Genomic DNA, 19,321 nt, shown 5'->3' on the forward strand with positions numbered 1-19,321 from the left:
GACCTCAAGTTTGGTTGAGATTTCATGCTGGTCCCATGAAGACCTCAGCGCACGACGAAACGACGCAGGCAGCCGAGATCGAGGCGATCCGTGAGGTGATCGCCACCCTTGAGCACTCCCAGCAGAACGAGCTCCCCGACGAGTTCGTCGGCCTCTTCCGGGCCGACGCGATCTGGACGACGGGGCACGGCAGGCGGCTCACCGGCCGCGACGAGATCGCCGCCTTCACCCACGAGGTGCTGCCCGGCGCCATGCGGGACACGACAGCCACGTACGAGGTGGTGCAGGTGCTGTTCATCCGGCCCGACGTCGCGGCCGTCAAGGTGCACGCCCAGTACCTGACGCGCGAGGGCCTGCCGATCGGGAACCCGGGCACCCCGCTCTATGTCATGGCGAAGGAGGGCGGCAGGTGGCGCCTGGCCGCCTGCCAGAACACCGAGGTCCTCGCCGCGTGACGGGAGACGCCGGCCGTACGGGCGGCAGACCCGGCGGGCGGGACGCCCCGAGCTCCCGGAGGCCTTACGGGCCGGACCGCACCGTGAAGTGGACGATGTCGTCCAGGAACGGCACGTGCAGCCAGGGCTTGGGCTGCACCATCAGCGACAGGATCACGATCACGAAGCCGAGCACCCCGTACGTGAGCAGGTCGGTGAAACGCGAGCGGACCGCCAGCATGCCCACCGACGGCAGCGCCCAGCGCAGCGCGGCGCCCCCCAGCAGGGCCAGCCCGATGACGATCCCCCCGATACGGAACACGTCCAGGGCCACCAGCAGCAGCCCCACCGCCACCCCGCCCATGACGGAGAGCAGCGGCCACTGCCGGGCAGGGGCGGCATGCTCGCCGGAGGCGGCGCGCCCACCGCCTTCCGGCCGTGCCGTGTCCCGTGTCAGCTGCGGGAAGCGACGCGAGCGCTGCGGCTCGGACGCTCCGTCCGAATGCGCTTCGGCACCCATGGCTGGCAGTCCCTTCCGGTGTCCGGTTTCCGTGTCCAGGTCGTCGATCGGGCTCAGCCGGCCGCGCGCTCGGCGGCCTCGACGACGTTGACCAGCAGCTGCGCGCGGGTCATCGGGCCGACGCCGCCCGGGTTGGGGGCGACCCAGCCGGCGACCTCGGCGACGCCGGGGTGCACATCGCCGACGATCTTGCCGTTCTCGTCCCGGCTGACGCCGACGTCCAGGACGGCCGCGCCCGGCTTCACGTCCTCGGGCTTGATGATGTGCGGCACACCGGCCGCGGCGACGATGATGTCGGCCTGCTTGAGGTGCGCGGACAGATCGCGGGTGCCGGTGTGGCACTGGGTCACGGTGGCGTTCTCCGACTTGCGGGTGAGCACCAGCGGCATCGGGCGGCCGATCGTGATGCCCCGGCCGACGACGACCACGTCGGCGCCCTTGATCTCCACGCCGTGCCGCCGCAGCAGGGTGACGATGCCGTACGGCGTGCAGGGCAGCGGGCCCTCCACGCCCAGCACCAGCTTGCCCAGGCTCATCGGGTGCAGACCGTCGGCGTCCTTGGCGGGGTCCATCAGCTCCAGGACGCGGTTGGTGTCGATGCCCTTGGGCAGCGGGAGCTGGACGATGTACCCGGTGCAGGAGGGGTCTTCGTTGAGCTCCCGTACGACTGCCTCGATCTCCTCCTGGGTGGCGGTCTCCGGCAGTTCACGCTGCAGGGAGGCGATGCCGACCTGGGCGCAGTCGCGGTGCTTGCCGTTGACGTACCAGCGGCTGCCGGGGTCGTCACCGACCAGGACGGTGCCGAGGCCCGGCTGCACGCCCTTGGCCTTCAGGGCCTCGACGCGGGAGGTGAGCTCGGACTTGATCGCGGCGGCGGTGGCCTTGCCGTCCAGAATCTGCGCAGTCATGACGCCATCCTCCCGGATGGGGGCGGTCCCGTTCCAATCAGGTCGGGGAGGCGGGCAAGGAGGCGGGCCTGCAGGGCAATCGATCATTGCACTTGCACAACGCCTCCCCCTCTTGACTGGACAACATTAATGCGCAACTAGAAGGATTGCCGCTCAGTGCCGCAGGCATCGTCGGGGGCGGGCCAGTGAAACCTGTTTTTCCTCCGAGTCACGCCGCGTCGTCCCCCACTGACCCAACGGAGGAAATCAGCAGATGAGTTTCGGCGACCCGAACAACCCGTACGGCCAGCAGCCGCAGCAGGCTCCGCAGGCCCCGTACGGCCAGCCCCCGGTGCCCCCGCAGGGCGGCCAGCCGGGCTACGGCTACCCGCAGCAGCCCCCGCAGCAGCAGCCCTACGGCGCCCCCCAGCAGCAGCCGGGCCAGCCCTACGGCTACCCGCAACAGCAGCAGCCGGCGCAGCCGTACGGCTACCCGCAGCAGCAGGGCTACCCGGGCGGCCAGCCGGGGATGCCGGGCATGGGCGCGCCGACGGGGTACGCGAGCTGGGGTGCCCGCGTCGGCGCCACCCTCGTCGACTACCTGATCGTGGGTCTGGTCCCGACGATCCTGAACATCATCACGTTCGTCGTGGCCGCGGGCGCCTCGTCCTCCGCGACGGACAACATGAACGCCTGCCCGCCCGGCGACTACCAGTGCGTCAGTGACGCCGCCAACTCCGCGAACACCGGCATCGGCATCGTCGGCATCCTGATGATCCTGCTGAGCGTCGCGTACGGAATCGGCGCCGGCATCTTCCTCCTGTCCAAGGAAGGCAAGACGGGCCAGACCCCGGGCAAGAAGGCGATGAACATCCGCCTGGTGCGCGAGGACACCGGCCAGCCGATCGGCTTCGGCATGGCCTTCCTGCGCCGCCTGTGCCACGCGCTCGACGGTCTCGCGTGCTACGTCGGCTTCCTGTGGCCGCTGTGGGACGAGAAGTCGCAGACCTTCGCGGACAAGGTCGTCGGCACGGTGGTCGTCCGCTCCCAGTGAGCCGTCTTCGGACCGCCGCAGCGCATGACTTCCTCGAAGGCCCCCTCGCATCGGCGCGATCGGGGCCTTCGAGGCGCTGGACGTTCCCTCTTCGCTGATTCCCGCCCAAGTCGCCCGAAGGAAACCGCTCGTGAGCTACCCGAACCAGAATCCGTACGGCCCGCCACCGGGCCAGCAGCCCCACTACGGCTACCCGCAGCAGCAGCCCTCGCCGTACGGCCCGCCCTACCCGGGCGGCGGAATGCCTGGCGGCGGGATGCCCGGCGGTGGGATGCACCAGCAGTACCCGCAGGCGATGCCGGGCGGGGTGAAGGCCGGCCGCGTCATGCTGTTCGTGCTCGCCGGTCTGAACATGATCGGGCTGGTGCTCGCCGTGATGGGGCTGGGCAGCATCAGCAAGGCCTCGAAGAGCGCGGGTGATTACACCACCAGCGACTCCATCGCCGCGATGAACGTCGGCAAGGGCGTGCTCATCGCCGTCATCGTGCTGATCGTGATCTTCTCGGCCGCGGCGATCACCCTGGCCCTGCAGTTCGCCAACGGCGGTTCCGGGGTGCGCATCGGCGCGATCATCTTCGGTGTCGTCAACACCATGGCCAGCCTCATGACGTTCCCGTTCGGCCTGGTGCACACCGTGCTGGGCATCCTGGTCATCGTCTTCGTGTCGAAGGACGACGGCAACGCCTGGTTCAACCGGCCGCGTTACTGACGCCGTCGCCGACGACGGCGGACATCGCACCGGGCACAGTGCCCTCACCACACAGCTGTGGTGAGGGCATTCGTCATTTCCGCCACCGGCCGGAGACGCACCACGGGCCCGGCGGAGCGTTCCGCCGGGCCCGTGGTGGGGGCGCGCTCAGTGGAAGAAGTGCCGCGTTCCCGTGAAGTACATCGTCACGCCGGCCTTCTTCGCGGCCTCGACGACGAGCTCGTCACGGACCGAACCACCCGGCTGGGCAACGGCCTTGACGCCGGCCTCGGCGAGGACCTCGAAGCCGTCGGGGAAGGGGAAGAAGGCGTCGGACGCGGCGTACGCACCGCGCGCCCGCTCCTCACCGGCGCGCTGGACGGCCAGCTTCGCCGAGTCGACGCGGTTGACCTGGCCCATGCCGACGCCGACCGTGGCGCCGCCCTTGGCGAGCAGGATGGCGTTGGACTTCACGGCGCGGCTCGCGCGCCAGGCGAAGGACAGCTCGGCCAGCTCGTCGGCGGACAGCGCCTCGCCGGTGGCCAGCGTCCAGGTCGACGGGTCGTCGCCGTCGGCCTGGAGACGGTCGGTCACCTGGAGCAGCGCGCCGCCGTCGATGGCCTTGACCTCGACCGGGTCGGACGGGGCGCCCGGGGCGCGCAGCACGCGGATGTTCTTCTTGCGGGAGAGGACCTCGACCGCGCCGTCCTCGTAGTCGGGCGCGACGATGACCTCGGTGAAGATCTCCGCGACCTGCTCGGCCATCGCGACGGAGACCGGACGGTTGACGGCGATCACCCCGCCGAAGGCGGACAGCGGGTCGCAGGCGTGGGCGTTGCGGTGCGCCTCGGCGACATCCGCGGCGACCGCGATGCCGCAGGGGTTGGCGTGCTTGATGATCGCGACGCAGGGCTCGGTGTGGTCGAAGGCGGCGCGGCGGGCGGCGTCGGTGTCCGTGTAGTTGTTGTAGGACATCTCCTTGCCGTGCAGCTGCTCGGCGTCCGCGAGGCCGCCGTTGCCGTTGACGTAGAGCGCGGCGCCCTGGTGCGGGTTCTCGCCGTAGCGGAGCACGTTCTTGCGCGCGTACGTGGAGCCGAGGAACTCGGGGAAGCCGGAGTCGTCGGCCGCGGCGTAGCCGTCCGCGAACCAGGAGGCGACGGCCACGTCGTAGGCCGCGGTGTGCTGGAACGCCTCGGCGGCCAGCCGCTTACGGGCGGCGAGGTCGAAGCCACCGGCGGCGACGGCCGCCAGGACGGCGTCGTAGCGGCCGGGGTTGACGACGACGGACACCGACGGGTGGTTCTTGGCGGCGGCACGGACCATCGAGGGGCCGCCGATGTCGATCTGCTCCACGCACTCGTCGGGGGTGGCGCCGGAGGCGACGGTCTCCCGGAACGGGTAGAGGTTCACGATCACCAGGTCGAACGGCTCGACGCCGAGGTCGGCCAGCTGCTTCTGGTGGTCGGGCAGCCGCAGGTCGGCCAGGATGCCGGCGTGGACCTTGGGGTGCAGGGTCTTGACCCTGCCGTCGAGACACTCCGGGAAGCCGGTGAGTTCCTCGACCTTGGTGACCGGCACCCCGGCAGCGGCGATCTTCGCGGCCGTCGAGCCGGTCGAGACGAGCTGGACGCCCGCCGCGTGCAGGCCCTGCGCCAGCTCCTCCAGCCCGGACTTGTCATAGACGCTGACCAGCGCGCGGCGGATGGGCCGCTTCGTACCTTCGGTGGCGGTCACGAGATACGTACCTTTCGTCCCTCAATGCGGTAGCCGTGACGGGCCATACGCCCCACGACCTCGACGAGCAGCGATCGCTCGACTTCCTTGATGCGCTCATGCAGCGCGGATTCCTCGTCCTCATCCCGGATCTCGACCACGCCCTGGGCGATGATCGGGCCGGTGTCGACGCCGTCGTCGACGAAGTGGACGGTGCATCCGGTGACCTTCGCGCCGTACGCGAGCGCGTCGCGCACGCCGTGGGCACCGGGAAAACTGGGCAGCAGCGCCGGGTGGGTATTGATGAACCGGCCGCCGAAGCGCGCGAGGAACTCCTTCCCCACGATCTTCATGAAGCCGGCCGAGACGACCAGATCGGGCTCATGGGCCGCGGTCGCCTCGGCGAGCGCCAGATCCCACGCCGCACGGTCCTCGTGGTCCTTGACCCGGCAGACGAAGGTCGGCAGACCGGCCCGCTCGGCCCGCTCCAGACCGACGATGCCGCTCCGGTCGGCGCCCACGGCCACGATCTCGGCCCCGTAGGCCGCCGGCCCCGCCTCGGCGATGGCGTCGAGCAGCGCCTGCAGATTCGTCCCGGAACCGGAGACGAGCACGACGATGCGGGCGGGCGAATCGGACGGCGGGGCCGCGGGGGGCGGTGGAGAGGAAGCCACGATGGGGGGTCTTTCTCGCGGGTGCTGCTGTCTGGCGGGGGATCTGCGGGTGCCCGGCAGTGGATTACGGGCACCTTTACGGGCGCTTGCGGGTGCCCGGAAGTTCTTGTGGAGGTTTGTACGGTCATACAAAGCCATGGGTTGCGTGAATACGGGGAACCCTACGAAGGCGCCGACCGTCAGCAACGATACCGGCACACCGCGCGGCCCCCACGGGACGGGGGCGAGCGCGGGAGGTAGCGTCGGGCGTGAGAACGCATGCAGTTCGTGGTGATCGACCGCCTGGCCCACCCGCCGGACGGACGGCCAAGACAAGGGGAAGACACACTCCAGATGCCGGACCGACGCCGCCGCGCGGCCCTCCTCCTCCCTCCCCCGGCTACCGCTGGGTGGTACCCCCAGCCCGTCACCGCCCCCGGGATGGTCCTGCTGCCGCGTGAGCGCCAGTCGTCGTCCTCCTCTGCGGACTCCCCTGGTTCCTCCGGCTCCTCCGGCTCCTCCGGCTCCCCTGACTCCTCTTCCTCCGGGCCGACGGGCTCCACGGACCCCACGGACTCCACGGACTCCACGGACTCCACGGACTCCACCGGCGGCTCCTCGGACGCGCCGGAGGCGTCGGGCAAGGCGGGTACGCCCGAACCGGACCGGGACAACCCCTTCGCACCGCCGCCCCCCGACGCCCCCGACCAGGAGTGGCGACCGCGTCAGCACGCGCACGGCCAGGATCACCACGGCGACGACGAACAGCCTCCGCAGGACGCGCCGCCGACCTGGGGCAGCCAGTGGAGCAGCCGGCAGCCCGGCCGCCAGAGCGGCGGATTCGGCACCCGGCCGAGCGCCCGCAACGGCCAGCAGGGCGGCGGCCAGGGCGGACCCGGCAATCAGGGCGGCAACCCCGGCGGCCTGCGCTGGGACCCCACCGACCCCGCCCAGCGTCGCGCGCGCTACGCCCTGCTCGCGGGCATGTGGGCCTTCTTCTTCGTGCTCTTCAGCCAGCCGGAGATCGCCCTGCTGCTGGGGGTGCTCGCGCTCTACTGGGGCATCAGCTCCCTGCGGGCCAAGCCCGGATCCGCCAAACCGGGGTCCGCCAAGGCCAAGGCCGCGGCGACGACCGCGGCGATGGAGGGCCGCCCGGCCCCCACCGCCACCACACCGGGACAGCACGGCGCCCCGTCCGGACCGGGCTCCACCCGCCCGCAGACCACAGCTGCCATCGCCGGCCTGGTCACGGCCTCACTGGCGCTGATGATGGTGGCCGCGACCTTCACCGTGCAGCTCGTCTACCGCGACTACTTCACGTGCGTGGACGACGCGCTGACCCAGTCGGCCGCCAACAGCTGCAAGACCCTCCTCCCGGAACAACTGCGCGGACTGCTCAGCACGGATGAGTGACCCACGCGGGACGGACCGCTGACGAAGGAGTAGCGGGGCTGCCCTAACGGTCCTGCTCGGCGCTCGGGGCGTCGGCCGCCCGGCCCTCGTCCACCGCTTCGTCCCCGTCCTCGCCCTGGGCCTCGTCCCCCACCGGGCCGCCGGAGTACGCGCGCAGCTCCGCCCAGCGGGCCACCCGGGAGTCGGACTCCGCTTCGGCCCAGGGGTCGAAACGGCGCACCGCCCCGCCGAGGCGGTACGGGCCGTCCGCTTCCGGACGGGCCTCAGCTGCCGTTGCTGCTTCTGTTGCTTCTGCTGTTGCCGTTGCTTCTGCTGCTTCTGCCGCTGTCGCGGTTTCTCTTGCGGTTTCCGGATCTCCTCGCCGGGGTGGAGCGGTCGCCCGTCCGGGAGCGGGTACCGGTTCGGCCGACGGCGTCGCTCCCTCTTCCGCTTCCGCTGTCGCTGCCCCGTCCGAGACGGTGGACGTGGGCCGGCCGGAAGGGGTGCGGCGCGGCCACCGGGCGCGGGGACTGCGGACAGCACCGTGGTCCGGCGGCGTCGGCCGCGCGACGTCTCCGTCCGGTGCCGCGACCTCGGCAGGCACGACCGGCTTCGCCTCCGGCGCCGGTCCCATCCCCGCCTTCGACTTCGGCTTCGGGGTCGGCTTCGGGGTCGGGTTGCCCTTCCCGTTCCCCTTCGGCTTCGGCGTCGGGCTCGGCCGCTGCTCCCCCCTCGGCTTGGGCTTCTCCTTCGGCTTGAGCTCCCCCTTCGGCGTCGGCTTCTGCTTTCCCTTCGCCTTCGGTGTCGGCTCCGGGCCCGACTTCTGCTTCAGCTTCTGCTCCGGGCCCGGCATCGGCTTCTGCTCCGGGCCCCGCTTCTGCTTCCCCTTCGGCGTCGGCGTCGGCTTCTGCACCGACTTCGGCTTGAGCCCCGGCGTCGCCTTGGGCACCGGAACCGGCTTCGTGGCCGACTTCGGAGCCGGGTGTTGTTCCGCCACGGCGGCGTCGGCGGCCGCCCTCGCGCGACGGGCCGAGCGGAGCCGGCAGGCCCGCAGGATGAGCGCGCCCGGGACGCCGATCAGGGCGCTCCAGCCCGCCGCCGCGAGGCCGGTGAGCCACCAGGTCGGGCCGAAGGCGGCGAGCGTGCCGCTGCCCATCGCCCCGCCGGAGACACCGGCCAGCGCCGCCATCACCGCCCCGCAGGCTCCGGCGCCCAGGGCGGCGACGGCCGCACCGGTCCGCCAGGACCACGGGCCGCCCGGTGCGCCGAGTGCGGCCGCGGGACGTGCCGCGTAACGGGCCAGCAGCAGCCCGGCGACGATCGGCGCCGCGGCGACCGCCCAGGTCAGCGGGCGGCCGTGGCCCGCGTCCGGCAGGCCTGCGAGGAGCGGGAAATGCGGCAGCGCCGGGTGTGCTGACGTGCCCAGGGGGCCGATCGTGCCGCCGACGCCGACCGTGAAGCCGGACCCGAGGCCGTATGCGGCACCCCAGACCGCCGCGTTGGGGAGCAGGGTCAGGCAGAGCAGCACCACCGTGCAGCGGCCCGCCAGATCGGGCGCGAGCCGGAACAGGTCCTGGCGTACGTCACCGGCGTGCAGGGCGAGCCCGAGGAAGGTGAGCAGCACGCCGGAGGCGAGCAGGGCGGTGGTGGCGGCGGTGGCGGCGCGTAGTGCGGTGGCGCGCCTGGCGCCCCCGAGGACGAAGCGGAGGCCGTCCGGAAGGCCGTTGAGGACCCGCAGGGCCGACGGGGGCAGCAGGCCGGGGCTCATGGGTCCGAGGATGCGGCAGGCCGTGGCGGCCAGGGTGGTCACCGCGGCGCCCGGTACGCACAGCAGTGCGCTGAGGGGTGCGGCGCTGAGCGGCCCGGTCGAGGCGTACAGCACGACGCCCGCAGCGACCAGGAGGTAGCCGGTCAGCAGGGCCCCGAGCAGGGTGCGCGGCGCAACGGCGCCGTAGGTGGGATCGGAGTCGTCTTCGGTGCCCCTGCCCGCGCCGGCGCCGGCCCGGTCTCCGGCCGTCGTCGCCAGGGTGTGGCGGGCCGCCCGGTGCAGCAGCCAGACGGGGAGGACGGCGAGCAGCAGCGGCGTCAGGGCCACCGGGGCCGGGGTGCCGGAGTGGGTGGCGCCGCGGACGAGATCGCCGCCGTGCGCGAGCAGCCACAGGTCGGCGGCGAGGTGCAGGGACCTGGACGGGTCGCCGCCCGGGTACGGCGAGGCGACCCAGAGCAGCAGTACGGCGACGGCGAACGCCCCGAGGCCCAGGCCTGCGGCCGTCACGCCCCCGAGGAAGGCGCCGCCGATCGCGGAGGAGCGGTGCGCGGCGGTGCGGCCGTGCGACGACAGGACGGGGCCACGATCAGTCAGCTGGCTCACATCGCCATGCTGCCAACAACACACGATTCATCCAGGTACTGGGTAAATGCCCGACGTGTCGCGCAGTATGTGCTTATGCGCGTTTCCACACTGCTCAGTACTGCGAGGTTCGTCGGCCCGTCGGGCTTCGGTGTGGAGAGGCAGTCATGACTCAGCGCAAACAGCGGCCCCAACGACCACGTCGGGCGCGGCGGAAGCAGCAACCGGAGCGGAACGCGACCCCCGAAGCGAACGGAAGCGGGAGCGGGAGCGAGGACGGGAGCGGGAGCACCCCTACCGCACCTGACACCACCCCCGCCCCCGGCCTCACAGGTGACGGCACCGCAGCAACCCACCCGGTCACGGGTTCTGAAGGCGGCTCAACTCCCGCTTCCGACCCCTCGCCTGACGCTTCGCCAGGCGACGCCTCCGAGCGCGCCCCCGGGGAGGCCGCCGCCGCCTTCGACGCGCTCTACACGCGGCATGCCGCCGCCCTGATCCGGCAGGTGGTCCTGCTCACCGGCCGGCCCCGGCTCTCGCAGCAGGCCGTGGAGCGGGCGTTCCAGCTGGCGTGGCAGAGGTGGCCGGAGGTGGCGGTCGATCCGGATCCGGCGGGGTGGGTGCGGGCGGCCGCGTACGAGTACGCGCTGTCGCCGTGGCACCGGCTGCGCCCCGGCCACCGGTCCGCCGAGAAGACGTCGCCCAAGGCGCCGGCACCGCCCACCGCCCCCGAGGACCGCGCACTGCTGGACACGATGCTGGGACTGCCGGCCCCGTACCGCCGCACGTTGCTGCTGCACGACGGGGTCGGGCTCGGGCTGTACGAGACCGCGGCCGAAATCGAGGCGAGTACGCCGGCCGCGGCCGGGCGGCTGACGCATGCGCGGGAGAAGGTCGCCGAGCGGCTGCCGGAACTGGGGCTCGGCGAGCTGCCGCCGCTGCGGCAGGGCGAGATCCTGCATGCCCGGCTCACGGAGCTGGCCGCGGCGCAGCCGGTGGCGCCGCCGGGGGCGCGGGCGGTGCGCAGCGGCAGTGAGCGGTTCACCACGCGGACCACCCGGGCGGCGCTCGGGCTGACCGGGCTGATCGCGCTGGCGACCGTCATCGTGCTGTTCACCACACCGGACGGCTACACCCCTCCGGTGAAGGAGCAGCCCGCCTCGTCGTCGACGGCCGCGCCCGATGAGGCCGCCTCCCCCGGTGCCCGGACGGGTCACGGCGGCGCGGACGACACGGCCGGCACGGCCCCGGACGCCGAGGCCGCCCCGCCCTCCGCCGCGCCTTCCGACGACCCCGGGAACGCGGCCGTGCAGGACCTGCCGCCGGGGGCGCGGCTCGTCCCGGAGTTCCGCTGACGGCCGGGCCGCGAGCGGGACGCCCCCGGCAGGCACAACGGCCGCGGGCCCGTACCCGGAATGGGGTACGGGCCCGCGGCCTGGTGCGCCGGACGGATCCGGTGCTGCCGGGAGGCTTCGGTCAGCCGACGAGGAGCTCGCGGGCCAGCCGGGCGGTCTCCGACGGGGTCTTGCCGACCTTGACGCCGGCGGCCTCCAGGGCCTCCTTCTTCGCCTGGGCGGTGCCGGAGGAGCCGGAGACGATGGCGCCGGCGTGGCCCATGGTCTTGCCCTCGGGCGCGGTGAAGCCCGCGACGTAGCCGACGACCGGCTTGGTGACGTTGGCCTTGATGAAGTCGGCCGCACGCTCCTCGGCGTCGCCGCCGATCTCGCCGATCATCACGATCAGGTCGGTGTCGGCGTCGGCCTCGAAGGCCTTCAGCGCGTCGATGTGGGTGGTGCCGATGACCGGGTCGCCACCGATGCCGACGGCCGAGGAGAAGCCGATGTCACGCAGCTCGTACATCATCTGGTAGGTCAGCGTGCCGGACTTGGACACGAGGCCGATGCGGCCGGGCTTGGTGATGTCGCCCGGGATGATGCCGGCGTTGGACTGGCCGGGGGTGATCAGGCCGGGGCAGTTCGGGCCGATGATCCGGGTCTTGTTGCCCTTGGCACCCGCGTACGCCCAGAAGGCGGCGGAGTCGTGCACCGCGATGCCCTCGGTGATGACGACCGCGAGGCCGATCTCGGCGTCGATGGCCTCGACGACGGCGCTCTTGGCGAACTTCGGCGGAACGAAGATCACGGAGACATCGGCGCCGGTCTTCTCCATCGCCTCGGCGACGGAGCCGAAGACGGGCACCTCGGTGCCGTCGAAGTCGACCTTCTCGCCGGCCTTGCGCGGGTTCACGCCACCGACGACGTTGGTGCCGTCACCCAGCATGAGCTTGGTGTGCTTCATGCCGGTGGCGCCGGTCATGCCCTGGACGATGACCTTGCTGTCCTTGGTGAGGAAGATAGCCATGGTGTTGGAGTCCCTCGTCCTTACTTCGCAGCCGCGAGCTCGGCGGCCTTGTCGGCCGCGCCATCCATGGTGTCCACGCGCTGCACCAGCGGGTGGTTGGCGTCGGAAAGGATCTTGCGACCCAGCTCCGCGTTGTTGCCGTCGAGGCGCACGACCAGCGGCTTGTTGACGTCCTCGCCCTTGGACTTGAGCAGCTCCAGGGCCTGGACGATGCCGTTGGCGACCTCGTCACAGGCGGTGATGCCACCGAAGACGTTGACGAACACGGACTTGACGTCCGGGTCGCCGAGGATGATCTCCAGGCCGTTCGCCATGACCTCGGCGGAGGCGCCGCCACCGATGTCGAGGAAGTTGGCGGGCTTCACGTTGCCGTGGTTCTCACCGGCGTACGCGACGACGTCCAGCGTCGACATGACCAGACCGGCACCGTTACCGATGATGCCGACCTCGCCCTCAAGCTTGACGTAGTTGAGGCCCTTGGCCTTGGCGGCAGCCTCGAGCGGGTTGGCTGCGGCCTTGTCCTCAAGCGCCTCGTGCTCGGGCTGGCGGAAGTCGGCGTTCTCGTCGAGAGACACCTTGCCGTCCAGCGCGATGATCTTGCCGTCGCCGGACTTGATCAGCGGGTTGACCTCGACGAGGAGGGCGTCTTCCTTGATGAAGACGGTCCACAGCTGCTGGAGGACGTCGGCCACCTGGCCGGCGATCTCGGCCGGGAACTTCGCCGCGGCGACGATCTCGGCGGCCTTCTCCGGGGTGCAGCCCTCGTTGGCGTCGACCGGGATCTTGGCCAGCGCGTCGGGGTTCTCCTCCGCCACGACCTCGATCTCCACGCCGCCCTCAACGGACGCCATGGCGAGGAAGGTGCGGTTGGTGCGGTCCAGCAGGAAGGAGACGTAGTACTCCTCCGCGATGTCCGCGGTTTCGGCGAGCATGACCTTCTGGACCGTGTGGCCCTTGATGTCCATGCCCAGAATCTGGTCGGCCTTCGCGACCGCGTCGGCCGGGTCGGAGGCCAGCTTCACGCCGCCGGCCTTGCCGCGGCCACCGACCTTGACCTGCGCCTTGACGACAGCCTTGCCGCCCAGTCGCTCGGCCACCTCGCGCGCCGCCTCAGGCGTCTCGATGACTTCACCGGCCAGCACCGGTACACCGTGCTTGGCGAAGAGGTCCCTCGCCTGGTACTCGAACAGGTCCACGCGCGTCCGTCCCTTGTCTTCTCAGAATCGCCGTAGTGATCGCGGTTCGTTCTCTGCGATGGGCGTGCCGCGAAGGGCAACGTGACGGCGCTGTCACAGGGGAGGCGTACACGGTGTCCGAATACGCGGCATGTCCGTCTCGCAGGTTATCGCCGCTGGACCTGGGTCCCTAAATCGCAGATCACACTCCGGCGGTGATTACGGTCACAGATCCCCTGGCGGGAACGGGTCGGCGACACGGATTTCGCAGCCCGGCCGCCCTGGCGACCGATCGGCGCCCCGGTGGACGGGTGCCGGTGCGGGCCGGTGGGCCGTGACCGGTCGGCGGCCGGTTTTCGTCGGCGGGCGGGCCGGGGCGACGGGGGCGGGGGCGCGTAACCGGCGCGCTCCCACCCCCTCCCGCTCGGCGGATCACCCCGTTATCTCCCTGTGCGCCCCAGGTCGTCCGGTTCCGCTTCCGGGGAAAGGGAAAACAGTGGGAGAAGGATGTGCGGCGTCCGGCACAACCTCTTTGCACACCACGTCCGCACCGCGACCGACCCATCCGCCAGGGGTGTCCGGAAAGGCCTCTTGACCCCTCAACTGCCGCCAACGGACACTGCGTTGAGCACTTACGCATGCTTACGCATCAGGAGTCACAAGCTTCAGGCTTGGTCCCGTGCAGGTCGGCCGGCAGGCCGCTCCGCTTCGGGTGCAGACGGGGGAACTTGATGGGTGGCGGGGGGATGCGCGACCGCGGGCACAGGGCGGCCGTGGGCTCCTCCGCACCCGCCGTCCCTCCCCCTTTCTCGATTTCTTGGTGTCCTCACACTCGGTGCCTGAAGGGATTGGAGGGGGAATGCCGACACATACGACCTATCCCGGCGTCTATGTCGAAGAGCTTCCCAGCAGCATCCGCAGCATCACCACCGTCACCACGTCCGTGACCGCTTTCGTGGGCCACACCCGGCGCGGCCCGCTCCATCAGCCGGTCCGGATCACCAGCTTCGCCGACTTCGAGCGCCGCTTCGGCGGACTGACCTCGCAGAGCCCGGTCGGTTACGCCGTCCACCAGTTCTTCGGCAACGGCGGCACCATCGCCGTGATCGTCCGGGTCGCCAAGGCCGGCAGCGGCAAGGAAGCCTGCGTCACCCTGGAGTCGACCGAGGGGCACAGCCAGTGCCCGGTGCTGGAGGTGCACGCCAAGGAGCCGGGCATCTGGGGCTCCGGCCTCCGGGTCGCCGTCGATTACGACACCCGCCGCCCTGACGAGACCTTCAACCTCCAGGTCCTGGACGCGCACGGCACCGCCCGCGAGGCCTACTCCGGCCTGTCGATGGACTCCGGTCACGGCCGGTACGCCGAGACGGTGATCAACTCCGGCTCGTCGCTGATCCGCGTCGAGGTCGTCGGCGAGGGACGGCCGGACCCGTCCGGCACGGTCTCCAAGGCGTTCCACCACGAACTCCCCGACCTCAACGTTGAGTTGACGGTCAAGATCGGTGAGGTGGAGCGTGAGTTCACACTCCACGACCCGGACTGCGACGGCGAAGCACCGTGCAATGTCACGGAGTTGGCGCTGCTGCTGGAGCACAAGCTGCGCGCCCTGCCCGACGCCCCCGGCAAGCACGCCTTCGCGGGTGCCGAGGTCACCGCCTTCGGGCGCCGCCTCCAGGTCGTCGCCGGGTCCACCGACCCCGACGACGTGGTCCGCTTCGTCGGCGAATGCGCCAACGACCTGGGCCTGGAAGCGTCCGTCAACCCGCCGGTCTTCGCGCTCTGCGGCGGCGAGGACGGCGACCCGCCGGGACCGCGCGACCTCATCGGCAGCGAGTCCCGCAAGAGCGGGCTCCAGGCGCTGCGCGACGTCCACGACGTCAATCTGCTCTCGCTGCCGGAGCTGGCGTCGTACGAGAACACCGCGGACATGGTCACGGTGCTCTCGGCCGCCGAGCGGCTGTGCAAGGAGCGGCGGATCTTCCTGCTCGTCGACGCGCCCGGTGCCTGGGGCAGCGTGGACGCCGCACGGGCCGGTATCGCCGCCTTCGAACCGGTGCGCGGCAATCACTCGGGCCTGTATTTCCCGCACCTCCAGCTCACCGACCCGCTCACCGGGCGGCTGCGGTCCTTCCCGCCCTCCGGCGCCGTCGCGGGTGTCATCGCCCGTACGGACAGCGAGCGCGGCGTCTGGAAGGCACCGGCCGGCACCGAGGCGCGGCTGGCGGGTGTGCACTCGCTCACCGTCAAGCTCACCGACCGCGAGAACGGGCTGCTCAACCCGCTCGGCGTGAACTGCCTGCGCACCTTCCCGATGGTCGGCCCGCTGGTCTGGGGCGCCCGCACCCTGGAGGGCGCGGACGCGCTGGACAGCGAGTGGAAGTACGTCCCGGTGCGGCGTCTCGCGCTGCACGTCGAGGAGAGCCTGCTGCGCGGCCTCCAGTGGGTCGTCTTCGAGCCCAACACCGAGCAGCTGTGGCAGCAGATCCGGCTCAACGCCTCCGCCTATCTGCACGCGCTCTTCGAGAAGGGCGCCTTCAAGGGCGGCACTCCGCGCCAGGCGTACTTCGTCAAGTGCGACAAGGACACCACGACCGACGAGGACATCGAGCGCGGCATCGTCAATGTCGTGGTCGGTATCGCGCCGGTCAGGCCCGCGGAGTTCGTGATCGTCAAGATCCAGCAGATGGCCGGTCAGTTCGACATCTGACGTCCGGGGACGTGAGGGAAAAGGACGTGAAGGAATCCGATGGCTGAGTTTCAGATCAACGCCCATCGCTTCGACCCGTACAAGAACTTCAAGTTCCTGGTCCTGTGGGACGGTCGTACGGTCGCGGGCATCAGCAAGATCAGCCCGTTGAAGCGCACCACCGAGGTCGTCAAGCACCGGCACGGCGGCGACCCCAGCTCACCGCGCAAATCCCCGGGACGCTCGGAGTTCGAGGGGATCACCCTGGAGCGCGGGGTCACCCACGACCCGGAGTTCGACCGCTGGGCCAACAAGGTCTGGCAGGTCGGCGCCGGACTCGGCTCCGAGGTCTCGCTGGCCGACTTCCGCAAGGACATCGTGATCCAGGTCCTCAACGAAGCCGGGCAGGTCGCCGTCTCGCACAAGATCTACCGGTCCTGGCCGAGCGAATACCAGGTCCTGGGCGAGATGGACGCCAACGCCAACGCCGTCGCCATCCAGAGCCTGAAGCTGGAGTGTGAGGGCTGGGAGCGGGACTACGAGGTGCCCGAACCGCAGGAGCCGTCGTTCACGCATCCCGCCTGAGGGCGGTGCGTACGGCGGAGGGACGGCCGGCTGCGGCCGGTGCGACAGGGGGCGCCCGAGGGCGCAGGTGACGCGCCGCGCACACGACGCGCGGCGTGCGGACGACGGCACGGGGTGAGGGATGGTGCTGACGGGCCCGGCTGAACTGCTGGCAACCTGGGAGGCGGGGCTGGACCGGGACGCACCCGGCCGCGCCCTGCTGCTGCACCGTGCGGCCCGCCCGGAGGCCGGCACCGAAGCCCTGCTGTCGGTGCCGGTCGGCCGGCGCGCGGCCGACCTCTTCGCGCTGCGCCGGGCGCTGTTCGGCGAGCGGATGCAGGTACGGGTGGAATGCGCGTCCTGCGCCGAGGCGATGGAATTCGACCTCGACGCGGGCCGGTTCGCCCGGCCGCCGGACGATCCGGCCTTCGAGGAGGGAGTGCTGCGGGTGGTCGAGGGCGGCTGGGTGGTCGATTTCCGGCTGCCGACCGTCGCCGACCTCGCCGCCGTCGCCCGCGCACTCGCCGACCCGGCCACCGCCCTGGACCCTCCCGGCCCGCAGCAGCTGCTGCTGACCCGCTGCACGGTCGCGGCCGCCCGGGACGGGAAGCCGGTGCCTGCCGCTCAACTGCCGGGTGCGCTGCCGGAGAAGGTGCGCCGGCGCCTGGCGGAGGAGGCCGAACGCGCCGACCCGGCCGCCGAGATCACCCTGAACATCGCCTGCCCCGAATGCGGCGAGGCCACCCCGGCCGAGCTGGACATCGCCGACTACCTGTGGACCGAGCTGGACGCCTGGGCCCGGGACGTCCTCCTCGATGTCCATCTGCTCGCCACCGCATACGGCTGGAGCGAGCCGGAGGTCCTCGCGCTCAGCCCGCAACGCCGCCGCCACTACCTGGAGTTGTGCGCAGATGCCTGAGCTGCCCGACTACTTCGACCGGCTGCTGGCCCGGCATGCGCCCGCGCCCGCCGCCGGTCCGCTGCCGGGCCTTCCCGCGGACGCCCCCGGCACCGGCCGGCCCGCACGGGTACGCCCACGGCTCCCCGGCCCGTTCGAACGCATCGAGTCACTGCGCGCCGGCGACCGTGACGAGCCGGGCACGGCACCCGGCCTGCTCACACCGCCGACGGCACACCCGCACCTCCCGGGCGCCGAGTTCACCCGGGTGGAGCGGGAGGTGCGGACCACCGAGCGGGAGACCGTGGTCCGCGACGGGCCGACCGCGCCGGACGCCCCGGACGGCAGCCGGGACGGCGGCCCGCGCCCGGCCGCGCCCTTGCTCCGCCCCGCAGGCCCTCCGGCCGACCGCGCCCGCCCGGCCACCGCGGGGACGGTGCGGCCCCGCCGCCCGGCCGGCGCCCCGCCGGACGACGACACCCCGTCCGGACGCCCGCCCGCACTCCTCACCACTCCCCGGGCCACCGCCGCCCCGGCCCCGGCCGCCCTCCTGCGCCCGCGCGACGACGCGGCGGCGCGCGGCGCGGCGGCCCGGAAGACCGCGGCGGGGCGGCGGGGCGGCCGCCCGGCCGAGCAGGTGGTGCACGTACACATCGGGCGGCTGGAGGTCACCGCCGCGGGCGGCCCGGCCCGCAAGGAGCCCGCCGATCCCGGCCGGGCGGTGCGGCGCGGCCCGGCGCTGAGCCTTACGGACTACCTCTCCCGCGACGAGAAGAGGAACTGACGTCATGAGCAACGCACTCGCCGTCGCGACGGTCACCCAGGCCCTTGCGCTGCTGATCGAGCACAATCTGCACCCCGAGATCGACATGGCCGTCTCGGTGGAGACCCGTAAGCCGCCGGCCGACCCTCCGACGGACCCGACGATCACGGTCTTCCTCTACCAGGTCACCCACAACCCCTCGATGCGCAACAGCGATCTGGCCACCCGCGCTTCCGACGGCACCCTGCTCAAGCGGCCCGCGGCGGCGCTGGACCTGCACTTCGTGATCAGTGCGTACGGCGAGGAGACCGAGCTGGTCGGCCAGCGGCTGATCGGCAGCGTGGTCCGCACCCTGCACGAAATACCGGTGCTGCCCGCGGAGTTGATCGAGGAGGCGGCGCAGCGGCCGTATCTGGAGGGCAGCGACCTCGCCGAGTCGCTCCAGCGGGTGCGCTTCACGCCCACCCAGATGGACGTCGACGAGACCTCGAAGCTCTGGGGCATGCTCCACAACACCCCGTACTCCCTGTCCGTCGTCTACCAGGCGTCGCTGGTGCTGCTCGACGGCCACCAGACGCCCCTCCCGGCGAAGCCGGTGCAGCGGCCGGAGGTCACGGTGCTGCCCTTCGGGGCGGCGGGGGCGCCGGAGCGACCGGCCCCCGGACGGGCGGCCGGCGAAGGCGCGCAGGCGGGAGCCGGGGGCACGGTGCCGACGGCGCGCAAGGGCGCGGCGAAGGCGGCGGCGAGCGATGCGCGCGGAGGAAGCGGGGGCAGCCGGGGGAGCGCCACGAAGCGCGCCGGGGCGGCCTCCCCGGACGCCGCCCCACCCGGCCCGGAGCCGGCCGGCGCGAAGCCCGTCACCCACGACGGTGCGACCACCAACATGCGGTCCACGGTGGCGAAGGCGGCGTCGGCCGCTCCCCGTAGGGGCGGTGCACGTGCCGCGAAGAAGGCGGACGGCGACGCGGCAGGCGGCCGTGGCGGCAGCGCATCGGGGGCTGCGCCCGCCCGTTCGCGTACGTCCAAGGCCGCCGGCGGGTCCAAGCGGGAGGGCGGCGTCCGCCCCCGTACGAGCGGCCCGCACCGCGCGGACGAGCCGGGCGGTGCGGACGCCGGCCGTACGGACGGGGCGGACCCCGCCGACGGCGCGGCCCGCACGGACGACGGCAAGGAGAGCTGAGGC

Annotated in this window: 17 protein-coding genes; 10 read left to right on the plus strand and 7 right to left on the minus strand. The window is 72.0% G+C overall.

Going from position 1 to position 19,321, the window contains the following annotated elements:
• Nucleotides 1–35: 35 nt before the first annotated feature.
• The gene (locus tag ACIRQ7_RS04250; RefSeq protein WP_404259702.1) at nucleotides 36–455 is read left to right on the plus strand and encodes an SgcJ/EcaC family oxidoreductase; all 420 of its coding nucleotides are present in this window, start codon (nucleotides 36–38) and stop codon (nucleotides 453–455) included.
• Nucleotides 456–519: 64 nt separating this feature from the next.
• Here the strand turns inward: ACIRQ7_RS04250 and ACIRQ7_RS04255 are convergent, their stop codons facing one another.
• Together ACIRQ7_RS04255 and ACIRQ7_RS04260 are read right to left on the minus strand one after the other, a co-directional pair.
• Nucleotides 520–954: a DUF3017 domain-containing protein gene (locus ACIRQ7_RS04255; protein WP_404259704.1), complete on the minus strand. Its 435-nt coding sequence runs from the start codon at nucleotides 952–954 to the stop codon at nucleotides 520–522.
• 53 nt (nucleotides 955–1,007) lie between these two features.
• Complete coding sequence (locus ACIRQ7_RS04260; RefSeq protein WP_401461986.1) at nucleotides 1,008–1,862, minus strand: bifunctional methylenetetrahydrofolate dehydrogenase/methenyltetrahydrofolate cyclohydrolase; 855 nt, start codon at nucleotides 1,860–1,862, stop codon at nucleotides 1,008–1,010.
• Between the two features lie 253 nt (nucleotides 1,863–2,115).
• On the opposite strand from ACIRQ7_RS04260, the gene ACIRQ7_RS04265 reads away from it, so the two are divergent.
• On the plus strand, nucleotides 2,116–2,895 hold the full coding sequence (locus ACIRQ7_RS04265) for an RDD family protein (protein WP_404259705.1): 780 nt from the start codon (nucleotides 2,116–2,118) through the stop codon (nucleotides 2,893–2,895).
• Nucleotides 2,896–3,025: 130 nt separating this feature from the next.
• Nucleotides 3,026–3,604, plus strand: a complete 579-nt coding sequence (locus ACIRQ7_RS04270) for a hypothetical protein (RefSeq protein WP_401461980.1) — start codon at nucleotides 3,026–3,028, stop codon at nucleotides 3,602–3,604.
• A gap of 147 nt (nucleotides 3,605–3,751) precedes the next feature.
• On the opposite strand, the gene purH is transcribed toward ACIRQ7_RS04270, so the two are convergent.
• Nucleotides 3,752–5,317, minus strand: a complete 1,566-nt coding sequence (gene purH, locus ACIRQ7_RS04275; RefSeq protein WP_404259707.1) for a bifunctional phosphoribosylaminoimidazolecarboxamide formyltransferase/IMP cyclohydrolase — start codon at nucleotides 5,315–5,317, stop codon at nucleotides 3,752–3,754.
• Entirely contained in the window at nucleotides 5,314–5,970 is a 657-nt protein-coding gene (gene purN, locus ACIRQ7_RS04280) for a phosphoribosylglycinamide formyltransferase (protein WP_404259709.1), read from the minus strand. The genes purH and purN overlap by 4 nt, the downstream gene beginning before the upstream one ends.
• A 333-nt stretch (nucleotides 5,971–6,303) precedes the next feature.
• Here purN and ACIRQ7_RS04285 point away from each other — a divergent pair, with 333 nt between their 5' ends.
• Complete coding sequence (locus ACIRQ7_RS04285; RefSeq protein ID WP_404259711.1) at nucleotides 6,304–7,362, plus strand: hypothetical protein; 1,059 nt, start codon at nucleotides 6,304–6,306, stop codon at nucleotides 7,360–7,362.
• A gap of 43 nt (nucleotides 7,363–7,405) precedes the next feature.
• On the opposite strand, the gene ACIRQ7_RS04290 is transcribed toward ACIRQ7_RS04285, so the two are convergent.
• Nucleotides 7,406–9,712 (minus strand): DUF6350 family protein, encoded by a 2,307-nt coding sequence (locus tag ACIRQ7_RS04290; RefSeq protein ID WP_404259713.1) that lies wholly within the window; start codon nucleotides 9,710–9,712, stop codon nucleotides 7,406–7,408.
• Between the two features lie 146 nt (nucleotides 9,713–9,858).
• Between ACIRQ7_RS04290 and ACIRQ7_RS04295 the strand changes: the two genes are divergently transcribed.
• Entirely contained in the window at nucleotides 9,859–11,046 is a 1,188-nt protein-coding gene (locus tag ACIRQ7_RS04295) for a hypothetical protein (protein WP_404259715.1), read from the plus strand.
• A 121-nt stretch (nucleotides 11,047–11,167) separates the two neighbouring features.
• On the opposite strand, the gene sucD is transcribed toward ACIRQ7_RS04295, so the two are convergent.
• Together sucD and sucC are read right to left on the minus strand one after the other, a co-directional pair.
• Nucleotides 11,168–12,052 (minus strand): succinate--CoA ligase subunit alpha, encoded by an 885-nt coding sequence (sucD, locus tag ACIRQ7_RS04300; protein ID WP_401461962.1) that lies wholly within the window; start codon nucleotides 12,050–12,052, stop codon nucleotides 11,168–11,170.
• Between the two features lie 20 nt (nucleotides 12,053–12,072).
• Nucleotides 12,073–13,248: an ADP-forming succinate--CoA ligase subunit beta gene (gene sucC / locus ACIRQ7_RS04305; RefSeq protein ID WP_404259717.1), complete on the minus strand. Its 1,176-nt coding sequence runs from the start codon at nucleotides 13,246–13,248 to the stop codon at nucleotides 12,073–12,075.
• 838 nt (nucleotides 13,249–14,086) lie between these two features.
• Between sucC and ACIRQ7_RS04310 the strand changes: the two genes are divergently transcribed.
• The 5 genes from ACIRQ7_RS04310 (at nucleotide 14,087) to ACIRQ7_RS04330 (ending at nucleotide 19,318) form a co-directional block, all read left to right on the plus strand.
• A complete protein-coding gene (locus ACIRQ7_RS04310) occupies nucleotides 14,087–15,934 on the plus strand; it encodes a phage tail sheath family protein (protein WP_404259719.1) in 1,848 nt (615 codons plus the stop codon).
• 39 nt (nucleotides 15,935–15,973) lie between these two features.
• Nucleotides 15,974–16,498, plus strand: a complete 525-nt coding sequence (locus ACIRQ7_RS04315; RefSeq protein WP_401461953.1) for a phage tail protein — start codon at nucleotides 15,974–15,976, stop codon at nucleotides 16,496–16,498.
• Nucleotides 16,499–16,619: 121 nt separating this feature from the next.
• A complete protein-coding gene (locus ACIRQ7_RS04320) occupies nucleotides 16,620–17,396 on the plus strand; it encodes a hypothetical protein (protein ID WP_404259721.1) in 777 nt (258 codons plus the stop codon).
• Nucleotides 17,389–18,159 carry a hypothetical protein gene (locus ACIRQ7_RS04325; RefSeq protein ID WP_404259723.1) on the plus strand — a complete coding sequence of 257 codons (771 nt, stop codon included), beginning with the start codon at nucleotides 17,389–17,391 and terminating at the stop codon, nucleotides 18,157–18,159. The genes ACIRQ7_RS04320 and ACIRQ7_RS04325 overlap by 8 nt, the downstream gene beginning before the upstream one ends.
• A 4-nt stretch (nucleotides 18,160–18,163) precedes the next feature.
• Entirely contained in the window at nucleotides 18,164–19,318 is a 1,155-nt protein-coding gene (locus ACIRQ7_RS04330) for a Pvc16 family protein (RefSeq protein WP_404259725.1), read from the plus strand.
• Nucleotides 19,319–19,321: the final 3 nt, after the last annotated feature.

Origin of the sequence: Streptomyces sp. NPDC101393, assembly GCF_044767385.1 — a bacterium.
Taxonomy (GTDB): domain Bacteria; phylum Actinomycetota; class Actinomycetes; order Streptomycetales; family Streptomycetaceae; genus Streptomyces.